18 protein-coding genes and 3 pseudogenes are annotated in these 21,584 nt (G+C 73.4%); 12 read left to right on the top strand and 9 right to left on the bottom strand.

Annotated features, from left to right (window positions below; genetic code table 11):
- Positions 1 to 77: 77 nt before the first annotated feature.
- From ACIQK6_RS20560 to ACIQK6_RS20540, 5 genes are all read left to right on the top strand, one after another.
- Positions 78 to 1,322, top strand: coding sequence for a sensor histidine kinase (locus ACIQK6_RS20560; RefSeq protein ID WP_402695212.1), 1,245 nt, complete (start codon positions 78 to 80; stop codon positions 1,320 to 1,322).
- A 17-nt stretch (positions 1,323 to 1,339) separates the two neighbouring features.
- Positions 1,340 to 2,008 carry a response regulator gene (locus ACIQK6_RS20555; protein WP_402695211.1) on the top strand — a complete coding sequence of 223 codons (669 nt, stop codon included), beginning with the start codon at positions 1,340 to 1,342 and terminating at the stop codon, positions 2,006 to 2,008.
- A gap of 142 nt (positions 2,009 to 2,150) precedes the next feature.
- Positions 2,151 to 2,372 carry a hypothetical protein gene (locus ACIQK6_RS20550; protein ID WP_402695210.1) on the top strand — a complete coding sequence of 74 codons (222 nt, stop codon included), beginning with the start codon at positions 2,151 to 2,153 and terminating at the stop codon, positions 2,370 to 2,372.
- A gap of 57 nt (positions 2,373 to 2,429) precedes the next feature.
- Positions 2,430 to 3,113 (top strand): hemerythrin domain-containing protein, encoded by a 684-nt coding sequence (locus ACIQK6_RS20545; protein WP_402695209.1) that lies wholly within the window; start codon positions 2,430 to 2,432, stop codon positions 3,111 to 3,113.
- Positions 3,114 to 3,207: 94 nt separating this feature from the next.
- Entirely contained in the window at positions 3,208 to 4,116 is a 909-nt protein-coding gene (locus ACIQK6_RS20540) for a TIGR03619 family F420-dependent LLM class oxidoreductase (protein WP_402695208.1), read from the top strand.
- A 43-nt stretch (positions 4,117 to 4,159) separates the two neighbouring features.
- Here ACIQK6_RS20540 and ACIQK6_RS20535 read toward each other — a convergent pair whose 3' ends face one another.
- The 3 genes from ACIQK6_RS20535 to ACIQK6_RS20525 form a co-directional block, all read right to left on the bottom strand.
- Positions 4,160 to 5,395, bottom strand: a complete 1,236-nt coding sequence (locus tag ACIQK6_RS20535) for a hypothetical protein (protein ID WP_402695207.1) — start codon at positions 5,393 to 5,395, stop codon at positions 4,160 to 4,162.
- 333 nt (positions 5,396 to 5,728) lie between these two features.
- Entirely contained in the window at positions 5,729 to 7,567 is a 1,839-nt protein-coding gene (locus ACIQK6_RS20530) for a BTAD domain-containing putative transcriptional regulator (RefSeq protein ID WP_402695206.1), read from the bottom strand.
- Positions 7,530 to 7,970 carry an FAD-dependent oxidoreductase gene (locus ACIQK6_RS20525; protein ID WP_329095301.1) on the bottom strand — a complete coding sequence of 147 codons (441 nt, stop codon included), beginning with the start codon at positions 7,968 to 7,970 and terminating at the stop codon, positions 7,530 to 7,532. Before ACIQK6_RS20525 ends, ACIQK6_RS20530 begins: the two co-directional genes overlap by 38 nt.
- 166 nt (positions 7,971 to 8,136) lie before the next feature.
- Between ACIQK6_RS20525 and ACIQK6_RS20520 the strand changes: the two genes are divergently transcribed.
- Positions 8,137 to 10,581, top strand: coding sequence for a TIM-barrel domain-containing protein (locus ACIQK6_RS20520; RefSeq protein WP_402695205.1), 2,445 nt, complete (start codon positions 8,137 to 8,139; stop codon positions 10,579 to 10,581).
- 5 nt (positions 10,582 to 10,586) lie between these two features.
- On the opposite strand, the gene ACIQK6_RS20515 is transcribed toward ACIQK6_RS20520, so the two are convergent.
- Positions 10,587 to 11,126 (bottom strand): DUF6817 domain-containing protein, encoded by a 540-nt coding sequence (locus ACIQK6_RS20515; RefSeq protein WP_402695204.1) that lies wholly within the window; start codon positions 11,124 to 11,126, stop codon positions 10,587 to 10,589.
- Positions 11,127 to 11,318: 192 nt separating this feature from the next.
- Between ACIQK6_RS20515 and ACIQK6_RS20510 the strand changes: the two genes are divergently transcribed.
- Positions 11,319 to 12,227: a LysR family transcriptional regulator gene (locus ACIQK6_RS20510; protein ID WP_329095295.1), complete on the top strand. Its 909-nt coding sequence runs from the start codon at positions 11,319 to 11,321 to the stop codon at positions 12,225 to 12,227.
- Here the strand turns inward: ACIQK6_RS20510 and ACIQK6_RS20505 are convergent.
- Together ACIQK6_RS20505 and ACIQK6_RS20500 are read right to left on the bottom strand one after the other, a co-directional pair.
- Positions 12,210 to 13,493: pseudogene (locus ACIQK6_RS20505) on the bottom strand (MFS transporter); the annotation flags it as partial. The gene ACIQK6_RS20510 and the pseudogene ACIQK6_RS20505 overlap by 18 nt on opposite strands.
- Positions 13,490 to 14,089: a TetR/AcrR family transcriptional regulator gene (locus ACIQK6_RS20500; RefSeq protein ID WP_329095294.1), complete on the bottom strand. Its 600-nt coding sequence runs from the start codon at positions 14,087 to 14,089 to the stop codon at positions 13,490 to 13,492. The pseudogene ACIQK6_RS20505 and the gene ACIQK6_RS20500, both read right to left, overlap by 4 nt.
- A gap of 245 nt (positions 14,090 to 14,334) precedes the next feature.
- Here ACIQK6_RS20500 and ACIQK6_RS20495 point away from each other — a divergent pair, with 245 nt between their 5' ends.
- Positions 14,335 to 14,577, top strand: coding sequence for a DUF6158 family protein (locus tag ACIQK6_RS20495; RefSeq protein WP_266360291.1), 243 nt, complete (start codon positions 14,335 to 14,337; stop codon positions 14,575 to 14,577).
- A gap of 95 nt (positions 14,578 to 14,672) precedes the next feature.
- On the opposite strand, the pseudogene ACIQK6_RS20490 reads toward ACIQK6_RS20495, so the two are convergent.
- Positions 14,673 to 15,113 (bottom strand): annotated as a pseudogene (locus tag ACIQK6_RS20490) (GTP-binding protein); the annotation flags it as partial.
- Positions 15,114 to 15,193: 80 nt separating this feature from the next.
- On the opposite strand from ACIQK6_RS20490, the gene ACIQK6_RS20485 reads away from it, so the two are divergent.
- Together ACIQK6_RS20485 and ACIQK6_RS20480 are read left to right on the top strand one after the other, a co-directional pair.
- The gene (locus tag ACIQK6_RS20485; protein WP_329095290.1) at positions 15,194 to 15,511 is read left to right on the top strand and encodes a hypothetical protein; all 318 of its coding nucleotides are present in this window, start codon (positions 15,194 to 15,196) and stop codon (positions 15,509 to 15,511) included.
- Positions 15,512 to 15,558: 47 nt separating this feature from the next.
- Positions 15,559 to 16,734, top strand: a pseudogene (locus tag ACIQK6_RS20480) (MFS transporter); the annotation flags it as partial.
- Positions 16,735 to 17,043: 309 nt separating this feature from the next.
- On the opposite strand, the gene ACIQK6_RS20475 reads toward ACIQK6_RS20480, so the two are convergent.
- Positions 17,044 to 18,420, bottom strand: a complete 1,377-nt coding sequence (locus tag ACIQK6_RS20475) for a helix-turn-helix transcriptional regulator (protein WP_329095288.1) — start codon at positions 18,418 to 18,420, stop codon at positions 17,044 to 17,046.
- 138 nt (positions 18,421 to 18,558) lie between these two features.
- Between ACIQK6_RS20475 and ACIQK6_RS20470 the strand changes: the two genes are divergently transcribed.
- Positions 18,559 to 19,947, top strand: a complete 1,389-nt coding sequence (locus ACIQK6_RS20470; RefSeq protein ID WP_402695203.1) for a M64 family metallopeptidase — start codon at positions 18,559 to 18,561, stop codon at positions 19,945 to 19,947.
- Positions 19,948 to 20,173: 226 nt separating this feature from the next.
- A complete protein-coding gene (locus tag ACIQK6_RS20465) occupies positions 20,174 to 20,806 on the top strand; it encodes a class I SAM-dependent methyltransferase (protein ID WP_402695202.1) in 633 nt (210 codons plus the stop codon).
- Between the two features lie 315 nt (positions 20,807 to 21,121).
- Here the strand turns inward: ACIQK6_RS20465 and ACIQK6_RS20460 are convergent, their stop codons facing one another.
- Positions 21,122 to 21,463, bottom strand: coding sequence for a hypothetical protein (locus tag ACIQK6_RS20460; protein WP_329095285.1), 342 nt, complete (start codon positions 21,461 to 21,463; stop codon positions 21,122 to 21,124).
- Positions 21,464 to 21,584 lie beyond the last annotated feature (121 nt).

Genomic DNA, 21,584 nt, shown 5'->3' with positions numbered 1-21,584 from the left:
CCGTGGTCGGGTGGCTCGGCCGGCGGCCGGTGCCAGAATGGATCACCGGCGACGGGACGGGCGGCATGGGGGTGGGCATGGGTACGAGTACGCGGGCGAGCACGGCTACGGCCACGGATCTGGTTACGGCGACTGCGACTGCGACTGCGACTGCGACGGACGCGGGTGCGGACGGGGCCGGGGTCGGCGACCGGGGGCCGTGGACGCGCAACGACGCGCTCGTGGCGGTGGCGGCCGGTGTCACCGACCTCGTGGGTTTCTCCCTGGGATCCTTGACCGAGGGCGGGTCCCTCAGCGTGACCGCGGCCGCCCTGCTGGTCGTCTCCGCGATGCCCCTGCTCGCCCGGCGCGTCCGTCCGTTGCCCGTTCTGGCCGCCGTGCTGGCCCTCGGCGCCCTGGTGAACCTGGCCGCCCCGCTGTCCCCGCACTTCAGCCTCACCCTCACGATCGCCCTCTACTCGATGGTCAGGGCGAGCCGCCCCGCCGTGGTCGCGGTGACCGTGGTCGGGGTGGTACCCCTCGTATCCGCGGGCCAACGCGGCTGGCCGCTGCCCTACGGCTGGTGGGGCCTGGCCGCGAACGCGGTGGCCGCCCTCATCACCGTCACCGCGGCCGTGGTGGTCAACCACCGGCAACGGGAGGCCGAGACCCACCGGACGCTGCTCGCAGACCGGGCCGTGGCCGAAGAACGCCGCCGGATCGCGCGCGAACTGCACGACATCGTCGCCCACCACATCACCACCATGCAGCTGATGGCCGGCGGGGCGCGGGCCAACCTGGTGCACGACCCCGAGGTGTCCCGTGAGGCGCTGATCACCCTGGAGGACTCCGGCCGGATGGCGCTGCGCGAGATGCGCCAACTCCTCGACGTGCTACGGGCCGGGGAGGAACCGGAACAGGCCCCGCCGGCGCCGCAGCCCGGAGCGGACGACCTCGGCCGGATCATCACCGAGTCCCGGCTGGCCGGAACGGAGACCGAGTTCACCGTGGACGGTCCGGTCCGCACGCTCCCGCCGACCGTGGGCCTCACCGTCTTCCGGATCGTTCAGGAGGCCCTGACCAACACCCGCAAGCACGCGGGCCGGGCGCGGGCCCACGTACGGCTCACGTACGGCGGGGACGAGGTCGGCGTGGAGGTGCGCGACGACGGAGCGGGAGCGCAGGTACCGCCCGCACGTCTCACCGCGCGCTCCGGGTACGGTCTGATCGGCATGCACGAGCGGGTCGCCCTGCAGGGCGGAACCCTGGAGGCCGGGGCCCTCGCGGGCGGCGGATTTCGGGTGGCGGCCCGGATCCCTCTCCCGGTCCACGACCCCGCCTGAAGAGAGGAACCGCACGGATGATCCGTGTGCTCATCGCCGACGACCAGCCACTGGTCCGGCGCGGCCTGGCCCTGATCCTGGGCCCCGACCCGGAGTTCGAGGTCGTCGGCGAGGCCGAGGACGGAGCGCGGGCCGTAGCCCTCGCCCACGAGGTACGGCCCGACGTGGTCGTCATGGACATCCGCATGCCGGTCATGGACGGGGTCAAGGCCACCGAGGAACTCGCGCGCACGCTGCCCGAGACCCGCGTCCTGGCCCTCAGCACCTTCGACATGGACGAGTACGTGGTCGCCGCCCTGCGCGCCGGCGCGTACGGCTTCCTGCCCAAGGACGTTTCCCCGGAGGAGCTGATCGCCGCGGTTCGGATCGTCCACAGCGGCGAGGCGGCCGTCGCGCCGCGGCTGCTCAGCCGACTCCTCTCCGCCTACGTACGGACCCCGGCGCGGCCGCGCCAGTGGGTGGCCGAGACCCCCCTCGAACTCACCCCGCGCGAGCTGGAGATCTGGCGGCTCATGGCCACCGGCCGGGGCAACGCCGAGATAGCCGCGGAACTGGACATCAGCGTCTCCACGGTCAAGAACCACATCACCGGAATCTTCGGCAAGCTGGGCGTCCGCGACCGTGCCCAAGCGGTGATCGCGGCGTACGAATCGGGCCTGGTGGAGGCCGGTAGCGGGAGCGGTTGATCACCAAGTGCCGGAAGAAGACCGGATTCCTCCTGCTGACCGCACCTCTGACCAGGCAGAACACTGGACGATCCGCCCGTGCGCACACGGGCCCGTCCATGGCACAGTGCGATCAGCCCAACCGCACGACCAGGGAGCCTCCATGCGCGATCCGCACGCCACGCCGCTCACGGCCGCCCCCGAGTGCCTGCCGGAGCCCCGCCCGCTGCCCTGCTGCCCGGTGTGCGCCGATGCGCCGGAACGCATCTCCTGGCGCCAGCGCCCGGGGCGGCCGGTGACCCTGGTCTTCGACCCTTGCGGCCACCGCTGGTCCTCCCCGACCCCGCCGGTTCTGGCGGTCACCCCACCGCTCCCGCCGCTCTGACGGTCGTGGCAAGTCGGTTGCAAGTGCCGTGCAACCGGGCTCCCAAGACTGGTCCTCATGAACACGAACAACCCCTCCGGTACCACCGTCCACCCCTACACCCGCGAAATGGCGATGATCCACCAGGTGTTCCGCCGCGAGTCGCGCCTCCTGGCCGAACTCGTCCAGGAGGTCCGGTCCGCCGACACCGCCCGCTCCCGGATGCTCGCCGAGCACTGGCGGCTGTACTCCGTCGGCCTGCACACCCACCACACCGGCGAGGACGAGATGCTCTGGCCGGCCGTGCTGCCCCACCTGGACCTGGACGCCGAGCAGGTCCTGGCGATGGAGGCGCAGCACCACGCGCTCGCCGAAGGGATCGCCGAGGTCCAGCAGCTGATGGACCGTTGGGAGGCGCAGGCCCGGACCGAAGACCGCGACGAACTCGCCGAGGCGCTGCGCACGCACCACCGGCAACTGTGCGCCCACCTCGACGAGGAAGAGCGGCAGGTCATGCCGCTGGTCGCGCTCCACGTCACCGAGGAACAGTGGCACGCGCTGGGGGAGCGGGGCCTCGCCGAGACGCCGCGCAACCGGCTGGTGATCGCCCTGGGCGCCATCCTGGAGGACAGCTCGCCCGAGGAGCGGCAGGAGTTCCTCGGTCGGCTTCCCCTCCCGGCCCGGGTGCTGTGGAAGCTCGTCGGCCGGCGCCAGTACCGCCGCGAGACCGACCGGATCCGCGGCCGGCACACGACCGTCTGACGTGCCCTCCCGGTCCGGCCGCCCGCCCCTGAGGCCCGGCCCCCTATCCCCGACCGCCCCGCCCCGTCCCGTACCGATCGAGGAACTCCCACCGATGCGCATCGGATTCTCCGTACCCCAGTTCGGCCCGTTCGCCGACCCCGACCGCACCGCCGCGATGTGCGCGGCGCTGGAAGCCCTCGGCTGTCACAGCCTCTGGGTGGCCGACCGGCTCCTGGCCCCGATCGACCCGCCCGACGGCTACCTCGGCGGGCAGCAGATGCCCGCCCGGTACGGCACCCACCTCGACCCGCTCCTCGCCCTGGGCCTGGCGGCCGCCGTCACCGAACGCGTGCGCCTGGGCAGCAGCACCCTCAACGCCCTGTGGCAGCCGCCCCTCGTGCTCGCCCGAGCGCTCACGACCCTCGACCTGATCAGCCACGGGCGCCTGGACGTGGGCATCGGGCTGGGCTGGATGCGCGAGGAGTACGAGGCTGCCGGGGTGCCCTGGAAGGGCCGCGGCGCCCGGTTGGAGGAGACCCTCGACGTCCTCGAAGCCGTGTGGTGCGGCGATCCGGTCGCCCACACCGGCCCCTTGTGGACCATTCCAGAGTCGACCGTCCTCCCCAAACCCCTCCAGGGCCCGAGGCCGCCGATCCTGCTGGGTGGCTTCACCCCGTACGCCCTGGAGCGGGTCGGCAGGCGCGCCGACGGCTGGCTCGCGGCCTCGATGCCCCTGCCCTTCTTCCACGCGCTCTGGGCGGTGGCCGTCGATGCCGCCGAACGGGCCGGCCGGGACCCGGCGGGGCTGCGCCGGGTGTTCCGCGTCAACCCCGAGGTCACCACGGCCGAGGTCGACCCCGCGCAGACCCACCACCGCGGGACCGTGCGCCAGATCTGCGACCACCTCAAGCAGATGTGCACGGCCCGGACCGACGAGGTGCTCGTGGACCTCCAACTGACGACGGACTCGCCCGAAGAGTTCCTCGACCTCGCGGCGGCGTTCACGGCCGAGCTGGCCTGACCGGCGACCGGCCGCCCCCGCCGGCGCCCGCGTAGGGGCGCCCCTACGCGGGCGCCGGCGGCAGTCCGGCCAGCCCGGACTGCGCCGCGCCCGCCCAGTGGGGGGAATCCCACGCGGCGGCCACCCGGGCCGCTTCGAGGTAGTGGCTCCGGGCCCGCTCGGGACGCTCGAGGAACCGGGCCAGGTCGCCCAAGGTCTGGGCGACGGGCCGGAAGACGAGGCTGAGGCTGCTCGCGCTCCCCGCCAGCCCGTGCAGGGGCAGCAGTTCCCGGTAGACCTCGGAGGCCGCCGTCCGGTCGCCGAGGGTGATGGCGGCGCTGCCGCGCAGCGCCGCCAGGATGGAGTAGCAGAAGTCCCGCCGGATCGGCACGCGCCGGGCGAACACCTCGCGGGCTCGTTCGGGGCGGCCCGAGGCGTGCAGTGCGAGAGCGGTGATGGCCTCGTTGAGCGGCTGGTACTGCTCCCACACGGCGAGCAGCACGGGCAGCACCTCGGTGATCCGGCCCTGCTGCAGCCGGATGCACCCGACGGCCAGGGCCGCCAGCCCGCTGAGGTCCACCGCCCCGCGCGCCCGCAGCTCCGCCACCGCCGCCCCCAGGTCCCGCTCCGCGTCGTCGAAGCGGCCCTGGGCCATGGCGAGCAGGGGGCGGCGCAGCCTGGCCACCGCGAACGCGCCCTGGAGTTCGTACGTGCGGGCGATCTCGTCCCCCCGTACGAGACACCGCTCCATCTCGGCCGGGTCGTTGCGGGCGGCGGCGATGCGGGCGGCGGTGTAGGCCGTCATCCAGGAGTACTCGGGGCTGTCCTGGGAGTCGGCCACCCGGCCGAGTTCCCGGTGGAGCTCGAGGTAGGCCTCCGGTTCGAGTTCGCAGTCGACCCGGCGCAGCAGCGAGGCCAGGGTCAGGCCGCGCAGCCGGGGCTCGCCCAGGGTACGGGCGAGCTCCACGGCCCGGCGGGACGCGGCCACGGAGCGGGGGTCGGTGTCGTCGAGCGCGTCGGCCAGCTGGTCGAGGAGCAGGCACCGCTGCCGGTCGGTCAGACCGGGCTCCTCCAGCAACTTCCCGAGTTCCTCGACGGCCTCGGGGTCCGAGGCCGCGTACGCACGGACGCGCCAGGGCGTCGGTTCGGTCCACGTCGTGTAGGCAGCGGTAAGCAGGTCGGCGCGGCCCTCCCCCCGGGCCACGCGTACGGCCTGCTCCTGCGCCTCGCGGGCGGGTACGACGGCTCCCATCCGGATGCGGCACTCCACCAGCTGGCCCAGCAGCCCCACACGCAACACAGCGGCGTCCTGGTCGGCGAAGGCGGCCGGATGATCGGACAGCAGCCCGGGCCGCGGTCAGCAGGACTTCGGCATTCTGTGGGGCGTATCGGCGCACCGCCTGCTCGCCCGCCGGCCGTGCCTGATGGACCGCGGGCCCGGCGTCGGCGGTCACGACCGGGGCCGCCTGCAGGAGGTGGTGGGCCGTTGCGGCGACGTCGTCCGAGCCGAGGGCGATCAGGGCCCTGCCCAGGCGGGAATGCATCCGGGCCAGCCGCAGGCGGGTGAGGTCGCCCTCCAGCGTGTCCCGCACGAGGGCATGGGTGAAACGGACCGTGCCGGGTCGCGGTTCGGTCAGCAGTCCGGCGGTGACACCCGCGTCCAGGGCGTCGAGGAGCTGCCCGGAGCCCCCGTCCGTGGCGCCCACCAGCAGGGACACCGCAGCCTCGCGGCCGCGACGGCCGCCAGGCGCAGTCCGGCCGTGACGGTCGGTGCGAGCAGCGCCAGCCGTCGGCGCAGCACGTCCTGGACCCCCTGCGGCACGCGGCCCAGCGCCTGCTGCTCGCCTTCACCGGCCAGCAGCAGCGAACTCTCGCGCAGGTAGAAGGGGTTGCCCCCGGCCCGTTCGGCCAGGGCCGCTGCGGCGTGCTCGCTCATACCGGCCGCGCCGCGCTGCAGCAGTTCCTTGGCCTGGGCGTCCGACAGCCCGCCGAGCGCCATCCGTACGGGCGAGCAGGCGGCCAGGCGGGCCAGCGCCCCGGTCAGATCGCCCTCGCCGGTGCGGTACGAGCCCACCAGCAGCAGGGGTACGTCGCGCAGCTGCTCGGCGCAGAGCAGGAACAGCTCGAGGCTCTCCTGGTCACCCCGGTGCAGGTCGTCCAGCACGATCGCCAGCGGCCGTCGCCGCGCCGTGTCGCGCAGCCAGCCGAGCAGTGCCCGGTGCAGGCGAAAGCGCCGGGCCGGGCTGCCGTCCGGCTGCCCGGAGTCCCGCTCCGTGCCCGGAGCCAGGAGCGGAGCGAGCTCATCGGCGTACGCACCCGGCGGTGCGGCTTCCGCCAGATCGGGCAGCATGTCGAACCAGGCCCGGCCGGGCGGGGCGCCGTCGGTCTCCGGGCAGTGCCCGGACCCGACCAGCCAGCCCTGTTCGGGCAGTTGACGGACGGCGGCGTCCAGCAGGCTCGACTTGCCGATACCGGCCTCACCGCAGACCACGACCACCTGGGCCCGGCCGCTCCGTGCCCGGTCCGCCGCAGTGGCGAGTCGGTCGAGCTCCTCGTCCCGGCCCAGGAGCCGGTCGGCCGCCAGTACCGTCGGCGTCGCACTTCCGCCCGCGGCAGCCGCAGGTGCCATCGGAGCCGGACCTTGCGCCGCCACGACGATGCGCGGCACCCCGGCGGGGGCGGTGGCCGTGGCGGGCGCCCCGGTCGCCCGGTGGAGGACTTCCAGACGCTGGTGCAGCAGGGCCTGTTCCAGCTCCGACAGGGCGGGCCCCGGCTCGACGCCGAGTTCTTCGTCGAGGACGTGCCGAGCACGTCGTACCGCGGCCAGGGCGTCCCCCTGGCGGTCACGGGCCCACAGGGCGAGGGCCAGCAGCCGCCACCCCTCCTCGTGCAACGGCTGTTCCCGGGTCAGCGCGCCGGCGTCGGCGAGCGCCTGCGCGGCCTGGCCGCTGCCCAGTCGGGCCGCAGCGAGCCGTTCGCGGGCGGTGTGGTGCACCTCTTCCAGTTGGGCGCGCTCACCAGCGGTCCACTGCTCGTCCGAGAACTCCGCGTACGGCTGCCCGCCCCATGCGGCGAGCGCCCCGGCCAGGCCCTTGGCGGCGACGTGAGCCGGCAGTTCCGCCCCCGAGCAGGCCGCCACGCCGGCTTCGAACGCCCAGGCGTCCACGGCGTCCCGCTCCACGGTGAGGGCGTAGCCGTGGGGCGCGCTGACCAGGAGCCGCGCAGGCGTACGGGGGGCCCGTCCCGGTTCGAGGGTGCGCCGCAGACGGGCGATGTAGGCGTGGAGCGAGGCCTGGGAGCTCGACGGGACCCGGGTCGGCCACAACCGCTCGATGAACCGCTCCGTGGGCACCACCGTCCCACGGGCGAGCAGTAGTTGGACCAGGACCATCCGTGCGAGCCGACCCCCCGCGTCGACCTCGTGGCCGTCTACCTCAACCCGGAACGGACCGAGCACCTTCAGTCTGATCATGACAAGAGCATCGTAACGGGCACACCACCGCCGGAGCGCCGTACGGGCGCCGGGCCGCCCCGTCCGGAGGCAGACCCACGGTCGCGCACTGCGGCACGGTGAGGACGTACGGGTACGGGGAGCGCAGCCGGGCCAGGTCGAAGCCGCCCAGCCGGCGCCGCCCCGACCACATCTCCACCGCGTCCACGCGTCGGCCGAGCGGGAGCAGGGACTCGGCCAGGCCGCTCGGGGTCAGGGCCTCCAGGGTCCGCGCGTGCAGGTCCGTCGCACGGGACTCGGTGACCGGCCCCGGACGGCGCTCCAGCACCACCACGGCGAGACCGGCCCGGGCGAGCAGCAGCGCGGCGCTCAGCCCGACCGGTCCCGCCCCCACCACTGCCACGTCGACGTCGTAAGCCACCATGCCCCGCACTCTATCCAGGCCGCACACTGTCTGACAGATGCTCAAAGATGCGTGCATGAAGTCGACTTCGAGCATCATCTTTCACCAAGGCCCACCGGAGCGCTATCTTGCCGGGAGCATGCCAAGGAGCTGTGTCCGCGTCCCGGACCGCACGAGGAGCTGCCCCATGAGACTGCCAAGCATCCGCAGGAGCCAGGGTCGGCAAGGCCCGTTAGGCAGCCGCGTTCACGCCGCGCGGCGGCGGCGCAGGCGGCGCAACCCGGCCGTCCCCCTGCTCGCCGCCGCCCTCACCGTGGCCGGTCTGGCCGCCGCGGGACCGGTCGCCCCATCCGCCGAGGCCGCCCCCGCCGGAGCCACGGCGACGGCGGGCGACGTCACCGGTTTCACCCGGTCCGGGGACACCTTCACCGTCACGGCATCCGGCGGAGCCAAGGCCCGGGTGGTCGTCGCCCGCGCCGACGTCTTCCGCCTCTGGCTCTCGCCCGACGGGTCCTTCACCCACGACCCGGCCGGCACCGACCTCGCGCCCACCACCGATTTCGGCCCCGTGGCGACGAACTGGTCGGACGCCGGCGCGTACTACCGGATCACCACCGGATCCCTCTCCATCCGCGTCAACAAGAAGCCCCTGCGGTTCTCCGTCTTCCGCGCCGACGACACCACCCCCGTCTGGCAGGAGACCCGGCCCACCAGCTGGACCGGCGGCCGGACCACCCAGTACCTGGCCCGGGGCGCGGACGAGCAGTTCTACGGCACCGGCCTGCGCCTGGGCGAGTGGGCGCTGCGGGGCAAGACCGTCCCGATCGCCGTCGACAACAAGTGGCGCGAGAACGACAACGCCAGCCCCGCCCCCTTCTACATGTCCACCAACGGCTACGGCGTCATGCGCAACACCTGGGCCCCGGGTTCCTACGGCTTCAACGCGCCCACCACCCTCACCCACGACGAGAAGCGCTTCGACGCCTGGTACTTCACCGGCGACTCCCTCAAGTCCGTCCTCGACGCGTACACCGACGTGAGCGGGAAGCCCTTCATGGCGCCGATGTGGGGCTTCGAGCTCGGCAACGCCGACTGCTTCAACGCCTCCAACCCCGACTACCAGGGCGATCACGGCCGGCTTCGCCACCAGAGGACCCCCGACGTCGTCGGCTACGCGGCCGACGCCCGGGCCGCCGACATGCCCTCGGGCTGGTTCCTGCCCAACGACGGCTACGGCTGCGGCTACACCGCACCCCTGAAGTCGACCGTGGACGCCCTGAAGGCCAAGGGATTCCAGACGGGCCTGTGGACCTCCACCGGCCTCGGCTCCATCGCCGACGAGGTCGCCGCGGCCGGCAGCCGCGGCGTCAAGACGGACGTGGCCTGGATCGGCGGCGGCTACAAGACCGCCTTCCAAGGCGTCCAGCAGGCGGTCGACGGCATCGAGGAGAACTCCGACGCCCGGCGCTACGTCTGGACCGTCGACGGCTGGGCGGGCACCCAGCGCAACGCCGTCGTCTGGACCGGCGACACCCATGGCACCTGGGACGACATGCGCTGGCACGTCCCCGCCATCACCGGAGCGGGTCTCTCCGCCCTCAACTACGCGGCCGGTGACGTCGACGGCATCTTCGGCGGCAGTCCGCAGACGTACACCCGGGACCTCCAGTGGAAGGCCTTCACCCCGGCCTTCATGACCATGTCCGGTTGGGGTGCGACGGGCCCGTCCGCCGGCTACCAGGACAAGCAGCCCTGGCGCTTCGCCGAGCCGTACCGGTCCATCAACCGCACGTACCTGCAGCTCAAGATGCGGTTGATGCCGTACCTGTACACGATGAGCCGCGTCGCGCACGAGAGCGGCGTGCCCAGCACCCGGGCCATGGTCCTGGAGTACCCCGACGACCCGGTCGCCCGCGGCAACCTCACCAGCGGCCAGTTCATGGCCGGCGACTCCCTCCTCGTCGCACCCGTCGTCTCCGACACCTCGGTCCGCGACGGCATCTACCTGCCCGCCGGGACCTGGACCGACTACTGGACGGGCCGTACGTACGCGGGCCCGGGGTGGCTGAACGGGTACCGGGCACCGCTGGAGACCCTGCCGCTCTTCGTCAAGGGCGGCGCCGTCGTCCCGATGTGGCCGCAGATGAACTACACCGGCGAGAAGCCCGTCTCCACCCTCACCTACGACATCCACCCGCGCGGCACCTCCACCTTCAGCCTCTACGAGGACGACGGCCGCACCCGCGCCTACCGGTCCGGTGCCTACGCCCGCCAGCGCGTCGACGTCACTGCCCCGACCACCGGCTCCGGCACGGTCACCGTCTCCGTGGGCGCCCCCACCGGCAGCTACACCGGCAAACCGGCCTCCCGCGGCTACGAGTTCACCCTCCACGTGGCCACCGCACCCGCCACCGTCACCCGGGACGGGACCCCCGTTCCGGTCCTGGCCTCCAAAGCCGCCTACGACGCCGCGACGTCCGGCTGGTACTTCGACCCGGCGGACCGCTCCGGCGTCCTCCGGGTCAAGACGCCCGGCACGGCGGGCGCGTTCAGCGTCTCCGCCACCGGCACGAGCGTCCCCGCGGCCGGGGCCCTGCCCCCGTCCGCTCCGCTCGACCGGCCCGTCCCCTGACCGCCTCAACCCCCACCGTCGACGAGCACGGCCCGGCACTCCCGCCGGGCCGGCTCGCTCAGCAGTCCGCGGAGCCGTGCGAACAGGGCGAGGAGTTCGGCTCCCGACGCCTCGCGGAAGGCGGGATCGATCCGCGCGAGGTCGAGCTCGTTGGCCGCCGACAGCTCGGCGAGGTCCCGCCGGAGTTCCAGAGCGGGGGAGTGGACACGGCCGGTGAACCGGTCCCGGAAGGCCGCCTCCGCGCTGGCGAGCGTCGGATACGAAGCCGCGCGGTCGCAGGCGGCGTACAAGTACACGATCTCCTCGGCCTCGTCGCCGATCACCGCGGCCAGTTCGGCCCGCCGGGCGAGCGGCAGCAAGCCGGTGGGGAAACCGTCCGTACCGTAGAACGCGTGGCACAGGCCCGCTCGTTGGAGCGCGGGCCGCGCCCCCCAAGACCCGAGGAGCTCCTGTACGCGCTCGAGGTGTGCGAGGAGGGTACCGCCCGGATGGGAGACCTCCTGCGCGCCGAGCGTCCGCAGCCATGCGACGGCGTGATCCGGCACCGGCCTGTCCCTCCGGTCGATGGGGGCGGGCCGGGTGGGTCGACACCCGGCCCCGCCCGCGCCTGGGTTCCGGACCCCGTGGCGCGGGCAGGGACGGGTTGCCGCCCGGGCCCTGCATCGATCTTGATCCCATCCAAAACCCAAGTCAATCCTCCAATTTGCTCTCAACCTCCAAGCGATACCTTGGGTCTTGTGACCCTTGATGATCTCCGTGTGTTCGTGGCCGTCTGCCGGTCGGGCAGCCTCAGCGCAGTGGCCCGCGACCTCGGCTGCACCCAATCGGCCGTCAGCCAGCACGTCCGCCGCCTGGAGAAGCAGACCGGCACGAGCCTCCTGGAACGCCATGCCCGCGGCGTTCTGCCCACCGCGGCCGGCCGCATCCTCCAGGCGGCCGCCGCCGACGGCATCGCCGGACTCGACGGCGCCCTGCGCCGCGTGGAGGACCTCGTCCGGGGCAGTGGCGGCACGGTCCGCATCACCACCGGCGGGACGACGGTGCGGCACTTCATGGCCGAGGCCGTCGTCACCTTCCGCCGCCGCCACCCCGGGGTGAGCCTGGAGTTCCAGACCGAGAACTCCATCCGCAACTGCCTCGACGCCCTCGCCGCCGACGCCCTCGACCTCGCCTGGATCACCATCGGCGGCCCGGTCCGCGGCATCGAGCTGCGCCCCGTCATGGAGCTGCCCTGGGTACTCGCTGTCGGCGCGGACGACCCCCTCGCCGCCCGCGCCCGCATCGACCCCGCCGACCTCGCCGGCATCCGCCACATCCGGCTCCCCAAGAACTCCGCCTCACGCGCCCACCTCGACGCCGCCTTCGCCGAATCCGGCATCCGGGTCAGCTCCGACACCAGCGTGGCCGACTGGGACACCGCCCTGCTGCTCGCCGAACTAGGCCTCGGACACGCCGTCGTGCCCGCGCTGCCCGGCTGGCGGGTCCCCGGCTCCGACGGCCCGCTGCGCCTCGTGCCGATCCCCGCCCTGCCGCCGCTCGCGGTCGGCTGGGCCGTCCGCCGCTGGTCCGCCCTCGCCCCGCCGGCCCTGGTCTTCGCCGACGAGGTCGCCCGCAACTGCCGGGCGCGCGCCGCCGGGCAGAGCTGAGGCCACCACCAGACCCACGGCCGTCAGCGCGGCCAGCGCCACCAGCGACGAGCCGTGCGGCCCGACGCCCGCGGCGACCGCGATCCCGAGGGCCGGTCCGACGTTCATGGCCGTCTGCTTGAGCCCCCCGACGACCCCGGCGTACCCGGCCGGGGCCGAGCCGACCACGGCCCCGGTGGCGGTGACCATGACGGTGGTGAACCCGGCGCCAAGCACCCCGAAGGCCACCGGGGACGCGGATCCCAGCCCGGCGATGCCGGCGACGACCAGCCCCGTACCGGCCAGCGCGGTCCGGCGCGCACCGAACCTGCGCAGTGCCAGGCCCGCCACCGGCGCCCCCGCCACCATCAGCGCGGTCAGCGGCAGCACCCGCACACCGGTGGCGAGCGGGTCCAGCCCCTCGACGTCCTGGAGCTGGAACGTGGCCGTGAACAGCGCCCCGAACATGCCCGCGGAGACGATCAGCAGCAGCCCGATCGAGGCCGTCACCGCCGTGGACCGGGCCACGGCGCGCGGGACGAACGGCAGCGCGGCCCGCCGCTCCCGGCGTACGAACAGGGCCGCGAGCCCTGCGGCGGCCCCGAAACCGATGACGGTGGGCGCAGCCGTCCACCCGTACGCGGGCACGCCGACCAGCGCGTGCACGAACACCGCGAGGGCGGTGGTGAGCAGGGCGGCACCGGTGACCTCCAGCCGTCCGCGCTCCGTCCGCGGGGGTGCGGGGGCCCGTACGGCGAGCGTGAGCGCGGCGAGCACCAGGGCCACCGGCACGTTGATCACGAACACCGCCCGCCAGTCCCACCGCGCGACCAGCAGGCCCCCGAGCAGCGGGCCGGCCGCCGCGGCCAGTCCGATCGCGCTGGTCCGCACGGCGACCGCAGCGGGGAGCCGGTCGGGCGGGTAGGCGAGCCGCAGCATTGCCAGCGTCGCGGGCTGCAGCAGCGCGCCGAACACGCCCTGCGCGGCGCGCAGCGCGATCACCCAGCCCACGCCGGGCGCGCACACGATGCCGGCCGAGGCCGCGGCGAAGCCGAGGACGCCGACGAGGAACAGTCGGGGGTGCCCGTACCGGTCGCCGAGGCGTCCGGCCACGACCAGGAACGCGGCCACGGCCAACAGATAGGCGGTACTGGTCCACTGGACCTGCGCCACGCTCGCCCCGAGGTCGCGCCGCAGGCTCGGCTGGGCCACGGTCAGCACGGTGCCGTCCAGCGCGACGAGCATGGCTCCCGCCACGCTGACGAGGAGAGATGTCCGCTGCCTCATACGGGCTCCGGACCGAGGTGCGCGTCGACGGCGGCGCCGACGAGCCGTTCGACGCCGTCGACCGGTGCGCCGCCGAGGGCCAGCTGCAGGCTGCCCCAGCGCCACAACTGCGCCACGCCGTGCAGGTTGGCCCACAACGCGGCGGCGGTGACGGAGGGTTCGGCCGCCCCGCACCGACGGACGAGCGACACGAGGAGATCGAACATCGGGATCGTCGCCTCCCGCAGCCGCGGCCCCTCGGAGGGACCCCGGCCCGTACTGTCCAGCAGGTCGTGCCGGAACATCAGCGCGAACATCCCCGCGTGCTCCAGCGCGTAGCCGACGTACGCGCACCCGATCGTCCGCACCCGTTCTCGCGGGGACAGCTCCGGCGCACCGGCCGAGGCCGCGATGCGCACCCCGAGATCCTCGAACCCGCGCCGGGCGATCGCCGACAGCAGGGACTGGTGGGTGGGGAAGTACCGGCGCGGCGCCCCGTGCGAGACACCCGCCCGGCGGGCGATCTCCCGCAGCCCGAGAGCGCCTGCGCCCTCGCTCATGACGAGTTCCACACCGACGTCGATCAGCCGCTCCCGGAGCGGTCCCTCTTGGTCCATGGACACTGTCTACCAGGGATCCGTAGACAGTGTCTACCAGTCTCTGGCGTGTTGCGGACATGGGGGCGGAGGGGTCGACGAGGGCGGCGATCGCGCGCGGCGCGGCCCGGTCGGGTGCGACGAGCATGAACACCGTGCGGCGCTCCCGGCCCGGAGGCCCGCTCCCGTGGTGCGGGGCATGATGGAGTGGCCGGGGAGGTAGGCCCAGTCTGATCCCGCGGCCCGGTGGAGGAGGTGCACGTGCCATGACGGAGCACGACGGCGGTCCGTCGGCGCAGAAACTGGAGGAGGGCAGGCTCCTCAAGGAGCTGGAGGCCATCCACCGCACGCGCCACGAGACCCTGTTGCACGGGTCCGACGACGCCCTGGTCACCCACACGAAGCGGATGAACGAGCTGGAGCACGAGTACGTGCGCCGCCACCCCCAGCGGGCCCAGACCGCGGGCCGCACCCGCTCGGGAGCCCGCGCCCGTAGCACCGGCGACTAGGACCGGCGACCGGGAACCGGTGTCCAGGACCGACAACCGGGCCCGGAATGGGTCTGTCGGAGGGTCAGGAGGCGGGGTCGAGGAAGGCGCCGAAGGCGGTCGGCGAGCCAGAAGCGGCCGCGGCTGCGGGTGGCCGCGGCCACCAGGTCCTCCAGGGCCTCGTAGAGCCGCTCCGGGTGGAAGGGGCGGTGGCGGTGCCACACGAGCGTGGCGACCCCGGCCTCGTCCGCCTCCTGCGGCAGCAGCGCGCAGGCCGGATGCTGGGCGGCGGCCGCCGCCTCGACGTCGAAACCGGCGAAGGCCGCGCGCGCCAGCTCGCCGGACCCCGTCACCACCCGGCGGGCGGTCGGGTGCAACTGGGCCAACAGGGCGCGGTCCTCGTCGCCCGCGTCCGCGCTGTCGACGAGCGCGAGGACGGGGGCGTACTCCAGCTGCCGGGCCCAGGTGTCCCCGACGGTCCGCCGGTCCGTGGGGGCCGCCGCGAGTCCCGCTTCGGCGAGGTCGTCCCCGTTGGCGAGGTACGGCAGGACGAGGGCGCCTGGCTCCGCTCGACCTGACTCCGAGCGCCGACGCGGCCGCCTTCGACGCCGCCATCGAGGAACTGGTCATCGCCCTGATGCCCGCCGCCCACCTCTACGGCTTCACCTCGCGCGACGCCACCGTCCTCGCTGACCCGGAGTTCCGGGCGGGCGTGGACCGGCAGGACCAGCAGGCCGTGGCCTTCATCGCCCTCGGCCAGCGGCTGGGCCGGCTGCGCGCGGACCTCCCGCCGTACTGGATCTGGTACTCGCTCTGGGGCCTGCTCGACGCGGCCGCCGAGGGCGTGCGCGACGGACACTTCGCCCCGCGCCAGATCGGCCACCTGGTGCTGACCTCCTTCCTCAGCGGGACGCGGCCGCTCGCGCCGCCCCCCGCAGGCGCTCCCGCGCCCTGAAACTCCTCACCACCGTGCGCGCCGTGCGCACCTCTGAACGGAACCCCATGCACACCCCCGCGCAGGCCCCCCGTAGGTGGATCGTCCTGGCGATCCTCTCCGGCAGCCTCCTGCTCATCTCCATGGACACCACGATCCTCAACGTGGCCTTCCCCTCGCTCGTCGACGACCTCCAGCCGGGCGCCGTGCAGCAGCTGTGGATCATCGACGTCTACGCGCTCGCCCTGTCCGGACTGCTGGTCACCGCCGGGGCGCTCGGTGACCGTTGGGGGCGCAAGCGGCTGCTCGTGGTGGGCTTCGGCATCTTCTCGCTCGCCTCGCTCATCGCCGTGCTCTCCACCGAGGCCTGGCACGTCATAGCCGCCCGCGCCCTGCTCGGCATCGGCGGCGCGGCCATCATGCCCGCCACCGTGTCCATCCTGCGCACCGTCTTCACCGACGCCAAGGAGCGCGCCTTCGCGCTCGCCGTCTGGGCGGCCGTCTTCGGCGGCGGCATGGCCTTCGGGCCGGTCGTCGGCGGACTCCTGGTCCAGGACTACGGCTGGCACTCCGCCTTCCTCCTCAACCTCCCCGTCGCCGCCGTCATCGTCGCGGCCGGCCTGCGCTACCTGCCCGAATCGCGCTCCCCGCGCAGCAGCGGCAGGTGGGACTGGTGGGGCGTCGGCCAGTCCGTCGTCGGCATGCTCGCCCTCGCGGGCGGAATCAAGCAGCTCGGCAAGAGCGGAATCGCCGACCCGCTGCCCTGGGCCCTGCTCCTGATCGCAGCCGCCGCGCTGACCGTCTTCGTACGCCGTCAGCTGCGCCTGGACCACCCGCTGCTCCAGGTACGGCTGTTCGCCAAGCCCGCCTTCAGCGTCGCGGCCACCGCGATCTTCCTGCCCATGGTGGGCATGGGCGCGATCCTGTTCCTCGTCACCCAGTGGTTCCAGTACGGCGAGGGCTACACCCCGCTGGAGGCCGGACTGCGCCTGCTGCCCGCACCGCTCGCGCTGATCGCCGCCTCGATGGTGGCCCCCTCGCTGATGCACCGCTTCGCCATCCGCCACGTGCTCGGCGCCGGGCTGGTCGTCCTGGCCGTCGGCATGGCACTGCCCTGGACCTTCCAGCAGTTCACCGACCTCGGCTACCCGGCCTTCGCCGCCGCCCTGACCGTGATGGGCCTGGGCGCCGGCCTCGCCACCACCGTGGCCTCGGTCACCCTGGTCTCCGCCGCGCCCGCCGCCGAAGTCTCCAGCGCCGCCGCCATCGAGGAGACCTGCTACGAACTCGGCTCGGCCATGGGAGTCGCCGTCCTCGGCTCCACCGCGGCGGCCCTCTACCGGGGCAACCTGCCCACCCTGGAACTGGACGGCCCGAGCGCCGCAGCCGTGCGGGGTTCCGTCGGCGAGGCCGCGCACACCGCCGAGCGCATCGGCGGCGCCGTCGGCGAGGCCCGCTCGACACCGCCTCGCACGCCTACACCCTGGCGATCACTCCGGCCTTCCTGCTGGCCGCCGTACTCGCGGTCGCCGCGGCGGCCACGACCTGGACGCTCATTCCGCGGGACCTGCAGCCCACCGAGAACCACTGACGGCGGGCCGCACCGCGGGCGCGGCGGGCGCCGGGCCCAGGGTGGTGGTGCCGGGCGCCGCCCGGTGCCCCAGGCCTGTGCGGTACGCGTCCATGGCCGCCTCCACCCGGCCCGTGCGCCGCAGCAGATCACCCAGCAGTCGGCACAGGTCGGCGAGGTCGCCCGACGCCCCGCTGCGCTCCAGCAGCGCCAACGCCTGTACGTAGTGCTCCTCGGCCGCCTCCGGCTCGCCGCGCTCCTCGGCCATCAGACCGAGGAGCCGGTGTGCGCCGCCCGCGTGCACGGCGCCGTGGCTGTCCCCCAGCTCGAGCAGCGCCGAGAGCAGCCCGGCTGCTTCCTCGTACCGCCCGAGCTGGCGCAGTACGTCGGCCAGCTCGACCTCCACCTGCGCCGTGTAGAGTCCGGCGCGGCGGGCCGACAGCATGTCCCGGGCGAGGCGCAACTCCCGCTCTGCCGAAGCGAGTTCGCCGTTCTGCGCCTGGACGTAGCCGCGCATCCAGTGGCAGTGCGCCAGATCGGTCCGCAGCCGCAGCTGCCCGTAGATCTCCTGGGCCTTCGCCAGTGAGGCGTCCGCGTCGGCCACCCGCCCCCCGGCGAGGAAGGTGCGCGCCACCTGCCGGTGCATGCCCGCCACCAGTGCCGGATCGCTGACCTGCGGGGCCAGCGCGAGGGCGAGCTCGGCGGCGCGGGCGGCCCGGGCCTGGGCGCCCATGTCGAGGTACGGCCCGATGATCGCGGCGTTGAGCAGGACCAGCGCCTCGGGGTCGGCCAGTCCGCTCGCGCCCAGCTCGTCGATGGTGGATTCGAGCAGGTAGCAGGCGTAGCGCAGCTCACCGGCGAGCAGGTGCGCGACGGCCCGGCCGCGGATCGGCCGGGCCCGTCGGGGGAGCGGCTCGTCCGCGAGGAGGCGCTCGGCCGCCTCGAAGTGACCGATCGCGTCGGGCAGTTCGCCGGACTCCAGGGCGCAGTCGCCGAGTCCGAGCCGGGCCTCCGCCTGTTCGGGGACCAGTCCGAGCTCCTCGGCCTCGGCGAGCAGCCGCCGGTAGCGGGCGGCGGCCTCGTCGGCCGCGCCCGTGGCGAGCGTCTGCTGGGCGTCGGTGAGGGCGAGCCGCAGCTCGGTGGCCAGGTGGGCGGGGCGGCCGGTGGCGAGTTCCTCGTACGAGGTGCCCAGGCGGGCGGCGAGGAAGCGCAGTGCGGTCTCGGAGGGCCGGACCTTGCCCGACTCCAGCGTGGAGATGTAGGCCGAGGTGTAGGAGGGCTCAGCCAACTGTCGCTGTGTCAAGCCGAGTTCGCCGCGCATGCGCTGCACCCTGCGGCCGATCCGGGCCGGTTCGTCCATGAATTCCCCCTGGTCGCTCGAACTCCCCAGTATTCAGCGGGAGCAGGCATTGCGCACGTCCCGTGCGCCACCTAGTTTAAGCAACCGATTCAACGCGCTTAACAAACCATTTAACTTCCGTTCCCGGGGGAGTACTTCATGGATCCAGTCAGAGGTTCGGGCAGGCGTCCGGGCCGGCGTCCCGCCGTGCGCTCGGCATGGCGTGCGGCCGTCGCGACGATCTGCGCGACCGCCGCGCTGGTGGCCGCCGGACCGGCCGGACCCGCCGACGCGGCCACCGCCCCGACGGGGCCGCGGATCGAGGTCGAGATACCCGGGCCGGAGCACGGCGGTGAGGCCGGGTCGGGCCACGCCCGGGTACCGGCCGCAGGCAGCCCCGCCAAGGCTTCGGGCCGGCTGTCCCCGGCCGAGCGGTCGGCCGACGGCCAGGTCACCAAGATGATCGACAACGGCTCCACCGCCGACCGCCTCGACGTCGTGGTCATCGGTGACGGGTACACCGCCGTCGAACTGGCCCGGTTCCACACCGACGCCGAGCAGAAATGGGCCGAGGTGGCCGCCGTCGAGCCCTACGCCACGTACCGGAACCTCTTCAACGTATGGACGGTCGACGCCGTTTCGCACGACTCCGGAGTCTCCGGCGACCCCGCTCCGGCCACCGTCCGCGACACCGCCCTCGGGTCGTACTTCTGGTGCGAGAACATCGAGCGGCTGCTCTGCATCGACCAGCCCAAGGTGGACGCGTACGTGGCGAAGGCGCCCGCCGCCGACCTCGTCATCGTCCTGGCCAACAGCGCCAAGTACGGCGGGGCGGGCTACAACGAACCCAACCCCACCCTCGGGTACGAGGGGATATCGACGGCGTCCGCGGGCCACCCGAAGTCCGGGCAGGTCGCCATCCACGAGACCGGCCACTCCCTCGGCAAGCTCGCCGACGAGTACTTCTACCCGGGCGTCCCGGACTACGAGCGGTACACCGGTCCCGAACCCGGCGAATCCAACAGCTCGACCCTGCCGGCGGACCGCATGGCCGCACAGCGGGCCAAGTGGTACCGCTGGCTCGGCGAGGAATCTCCCGACGGCGGCACGGTCGGCGCGTACGAGGGCGGCAACTACTTCGTGACCGGGCTGTACCGGCCCACCGACAACTCCCTCATGCGGGTCCTGGGCAAGCCCTTCAACCTGCCCGGCGTCGAGTCGATGATCGCCGGTTTCTACCAGCACGCGCGGATCGTCACCCCGCTCACCCCGACCGACCGCACCCTGCGGCTGCGCCACACGGCGAAGGCGTCCGTGCCGAAGCTGGCCGGTGCGGACGGCCGACAGCTCGTGGTCCGCTGGTACCTCGACGGACGGGAGCTGAAGCGCTTCCAGGGCCGCACCGAGGTGCCGGTGGCGCAGCTGTGGCTCTTCGACCTCCGCACGCACCGCCTGACGGTTACGGCCGAGGACCGCACCCCATCGGTGCGCGACCCGAAGGTGGTGCGCACCCTGCGCTCCTCGGTCGACTGGAACGTCCGCCTCTGATCACCCTCCCACGGGGTGAGCGTCCGTCAAGATCCGTCGTCAGAGGCTCCTCCTCGAAGGAACACGTCGCTCGGGGAGCCTCTGAGGAGGAGCACGGACCATTTTGAGGGGCCGTCCCGTGGGCCTTCCGGTGGCGGTGGCGGTGGCGTCAGCGGTCCTTTCGCCACAAGGGCCTTGATGGTGGAAAGGTGGGGCCGAGTGCGTCCGCTGTGGCAGGGTCGGCGCCATGCCTTTCGATCACAACGACCACTATCACCGCCTGCTGTTGCGCCAGGTGCCGCGGAACTGCGGTGCGGCACTGGACGTGGGGTGCGGGACCGGCCGGTTCGCGCGTCGGCTCGCTCGCCTGGGCATGGAGGTCGACGCGGTCGATCCGTCCGAGGAGGCCGTCGCGGAGGCTCGCGCGCTGTCCGGCCGGATGGCCGGTGACCAGAGTCCACGCTTCCGGCAGGCGGACGTGACCGAAGTCGAACTTCCCAAGGCGCACTACGACTTCATCTCGTGCCTCGCCAGCATTCACCACATGCCGTTCGAGACCGTCGCCGCATTGCGTGACGCGCTCGCGCCCGGCGGGGTGCTCGTGATCTTGGGGTGCTATCCGGAGACGACCCGGCTCGACTGGGCCTGGAGCCTGGCAGCTGTGCCCGTCAACGCCGTCGCCAAGCTGGCTGTCGCGGTGAGGGACGAACTCCGTTCCGTCTCTGCTGCGACTGGTCGGGAACGGGTGAAGGCACCGGTGAGGCAGCCGGCCGTGCCCCTGGTCGAGATCCGCCGGGAAGCCGCGGTGCTGCTGCCCGGATGCAACATCCGCAGGCTCCTCTTCTGGCGCTATCTGCTCGTCTTTCGTCACCACGGCTGACGGGGCCATGTGGTGTTCCCCCTCTGCTCCGCCCCGCATCAACTGCAGGTCCCGATCACCGTGGTCCGCGGAGCGGGAAGCGCGGCTCGAACCGGGCCCGGATCCGGTCCGGTGCGCGCGTAGTTCTCCGTCGAGACGGCGGGCCAGCCGGACGCGTGCCTCCGTCGATCAGGGCCCGGTCCCGCTCGCAGCCCATGGCGGCGAACAGCTCGTCCTACAACGGATCGGGGATGGAGCGCGGAGGCCGCGGGCCGACCGGTGGAGGCGGTCGAGGCCGAGGAGCGGCTGCTCATCTCCCCCTCGCCCGGTCGACGCTCAGAGCGGCAGCTGCTCGACCACGCTCGTGCCGCTGCCCTCCTGGGACTCCCACGTCCACGTCTCCTCCAGGCGCAGGCGCCCGTCGGGCAGCTCCGTCAGGAGCGAGGTGCAATGCCCGGACGCGGTCGTGCCGTCGTGGCGGAGCTGGACGTACCGGAAGTCGATGGTGCGGCCGGACCGGGTGCCGACGAGGTAGCCCATGGCCACGTCACCGCCCCGGTATTCGGCCCAGACCCGGTCGTCCTGCTCGTGGTACTCGAACCGGGTCCGGCGGCCGACCTGGCCGGGGGACTGGTCGGCCACGGGGGCGAAGACGAGGCCGTCGAGCGAGCGCGCCACGGGTGACTCCTGGAGGAAGGCGATCCGGGGCAGCAGCTTAGGTCCCTGATCCTCGCGGGCCCAAGCCGGTATCGGCACCGGCCGGTGGCCGCAGCGAGGGGGATCGCGGCGGACACCGGCC

It is taken from the genome of Streptomyces sp. NPDC091682, assembly GCF_044756625.1.
Taxonomy (GTDB): domain Bacteria; phylum Actinomycetota; class Actinomycetes; order Streptomycetales; family Streptomycetaceae; genus Streptomyces.
The sequence above is the reverse complement of the archived record's forward strand: the minus strand, read 5'-3'. Positions and strand labels throughout refer to the sequence as shown.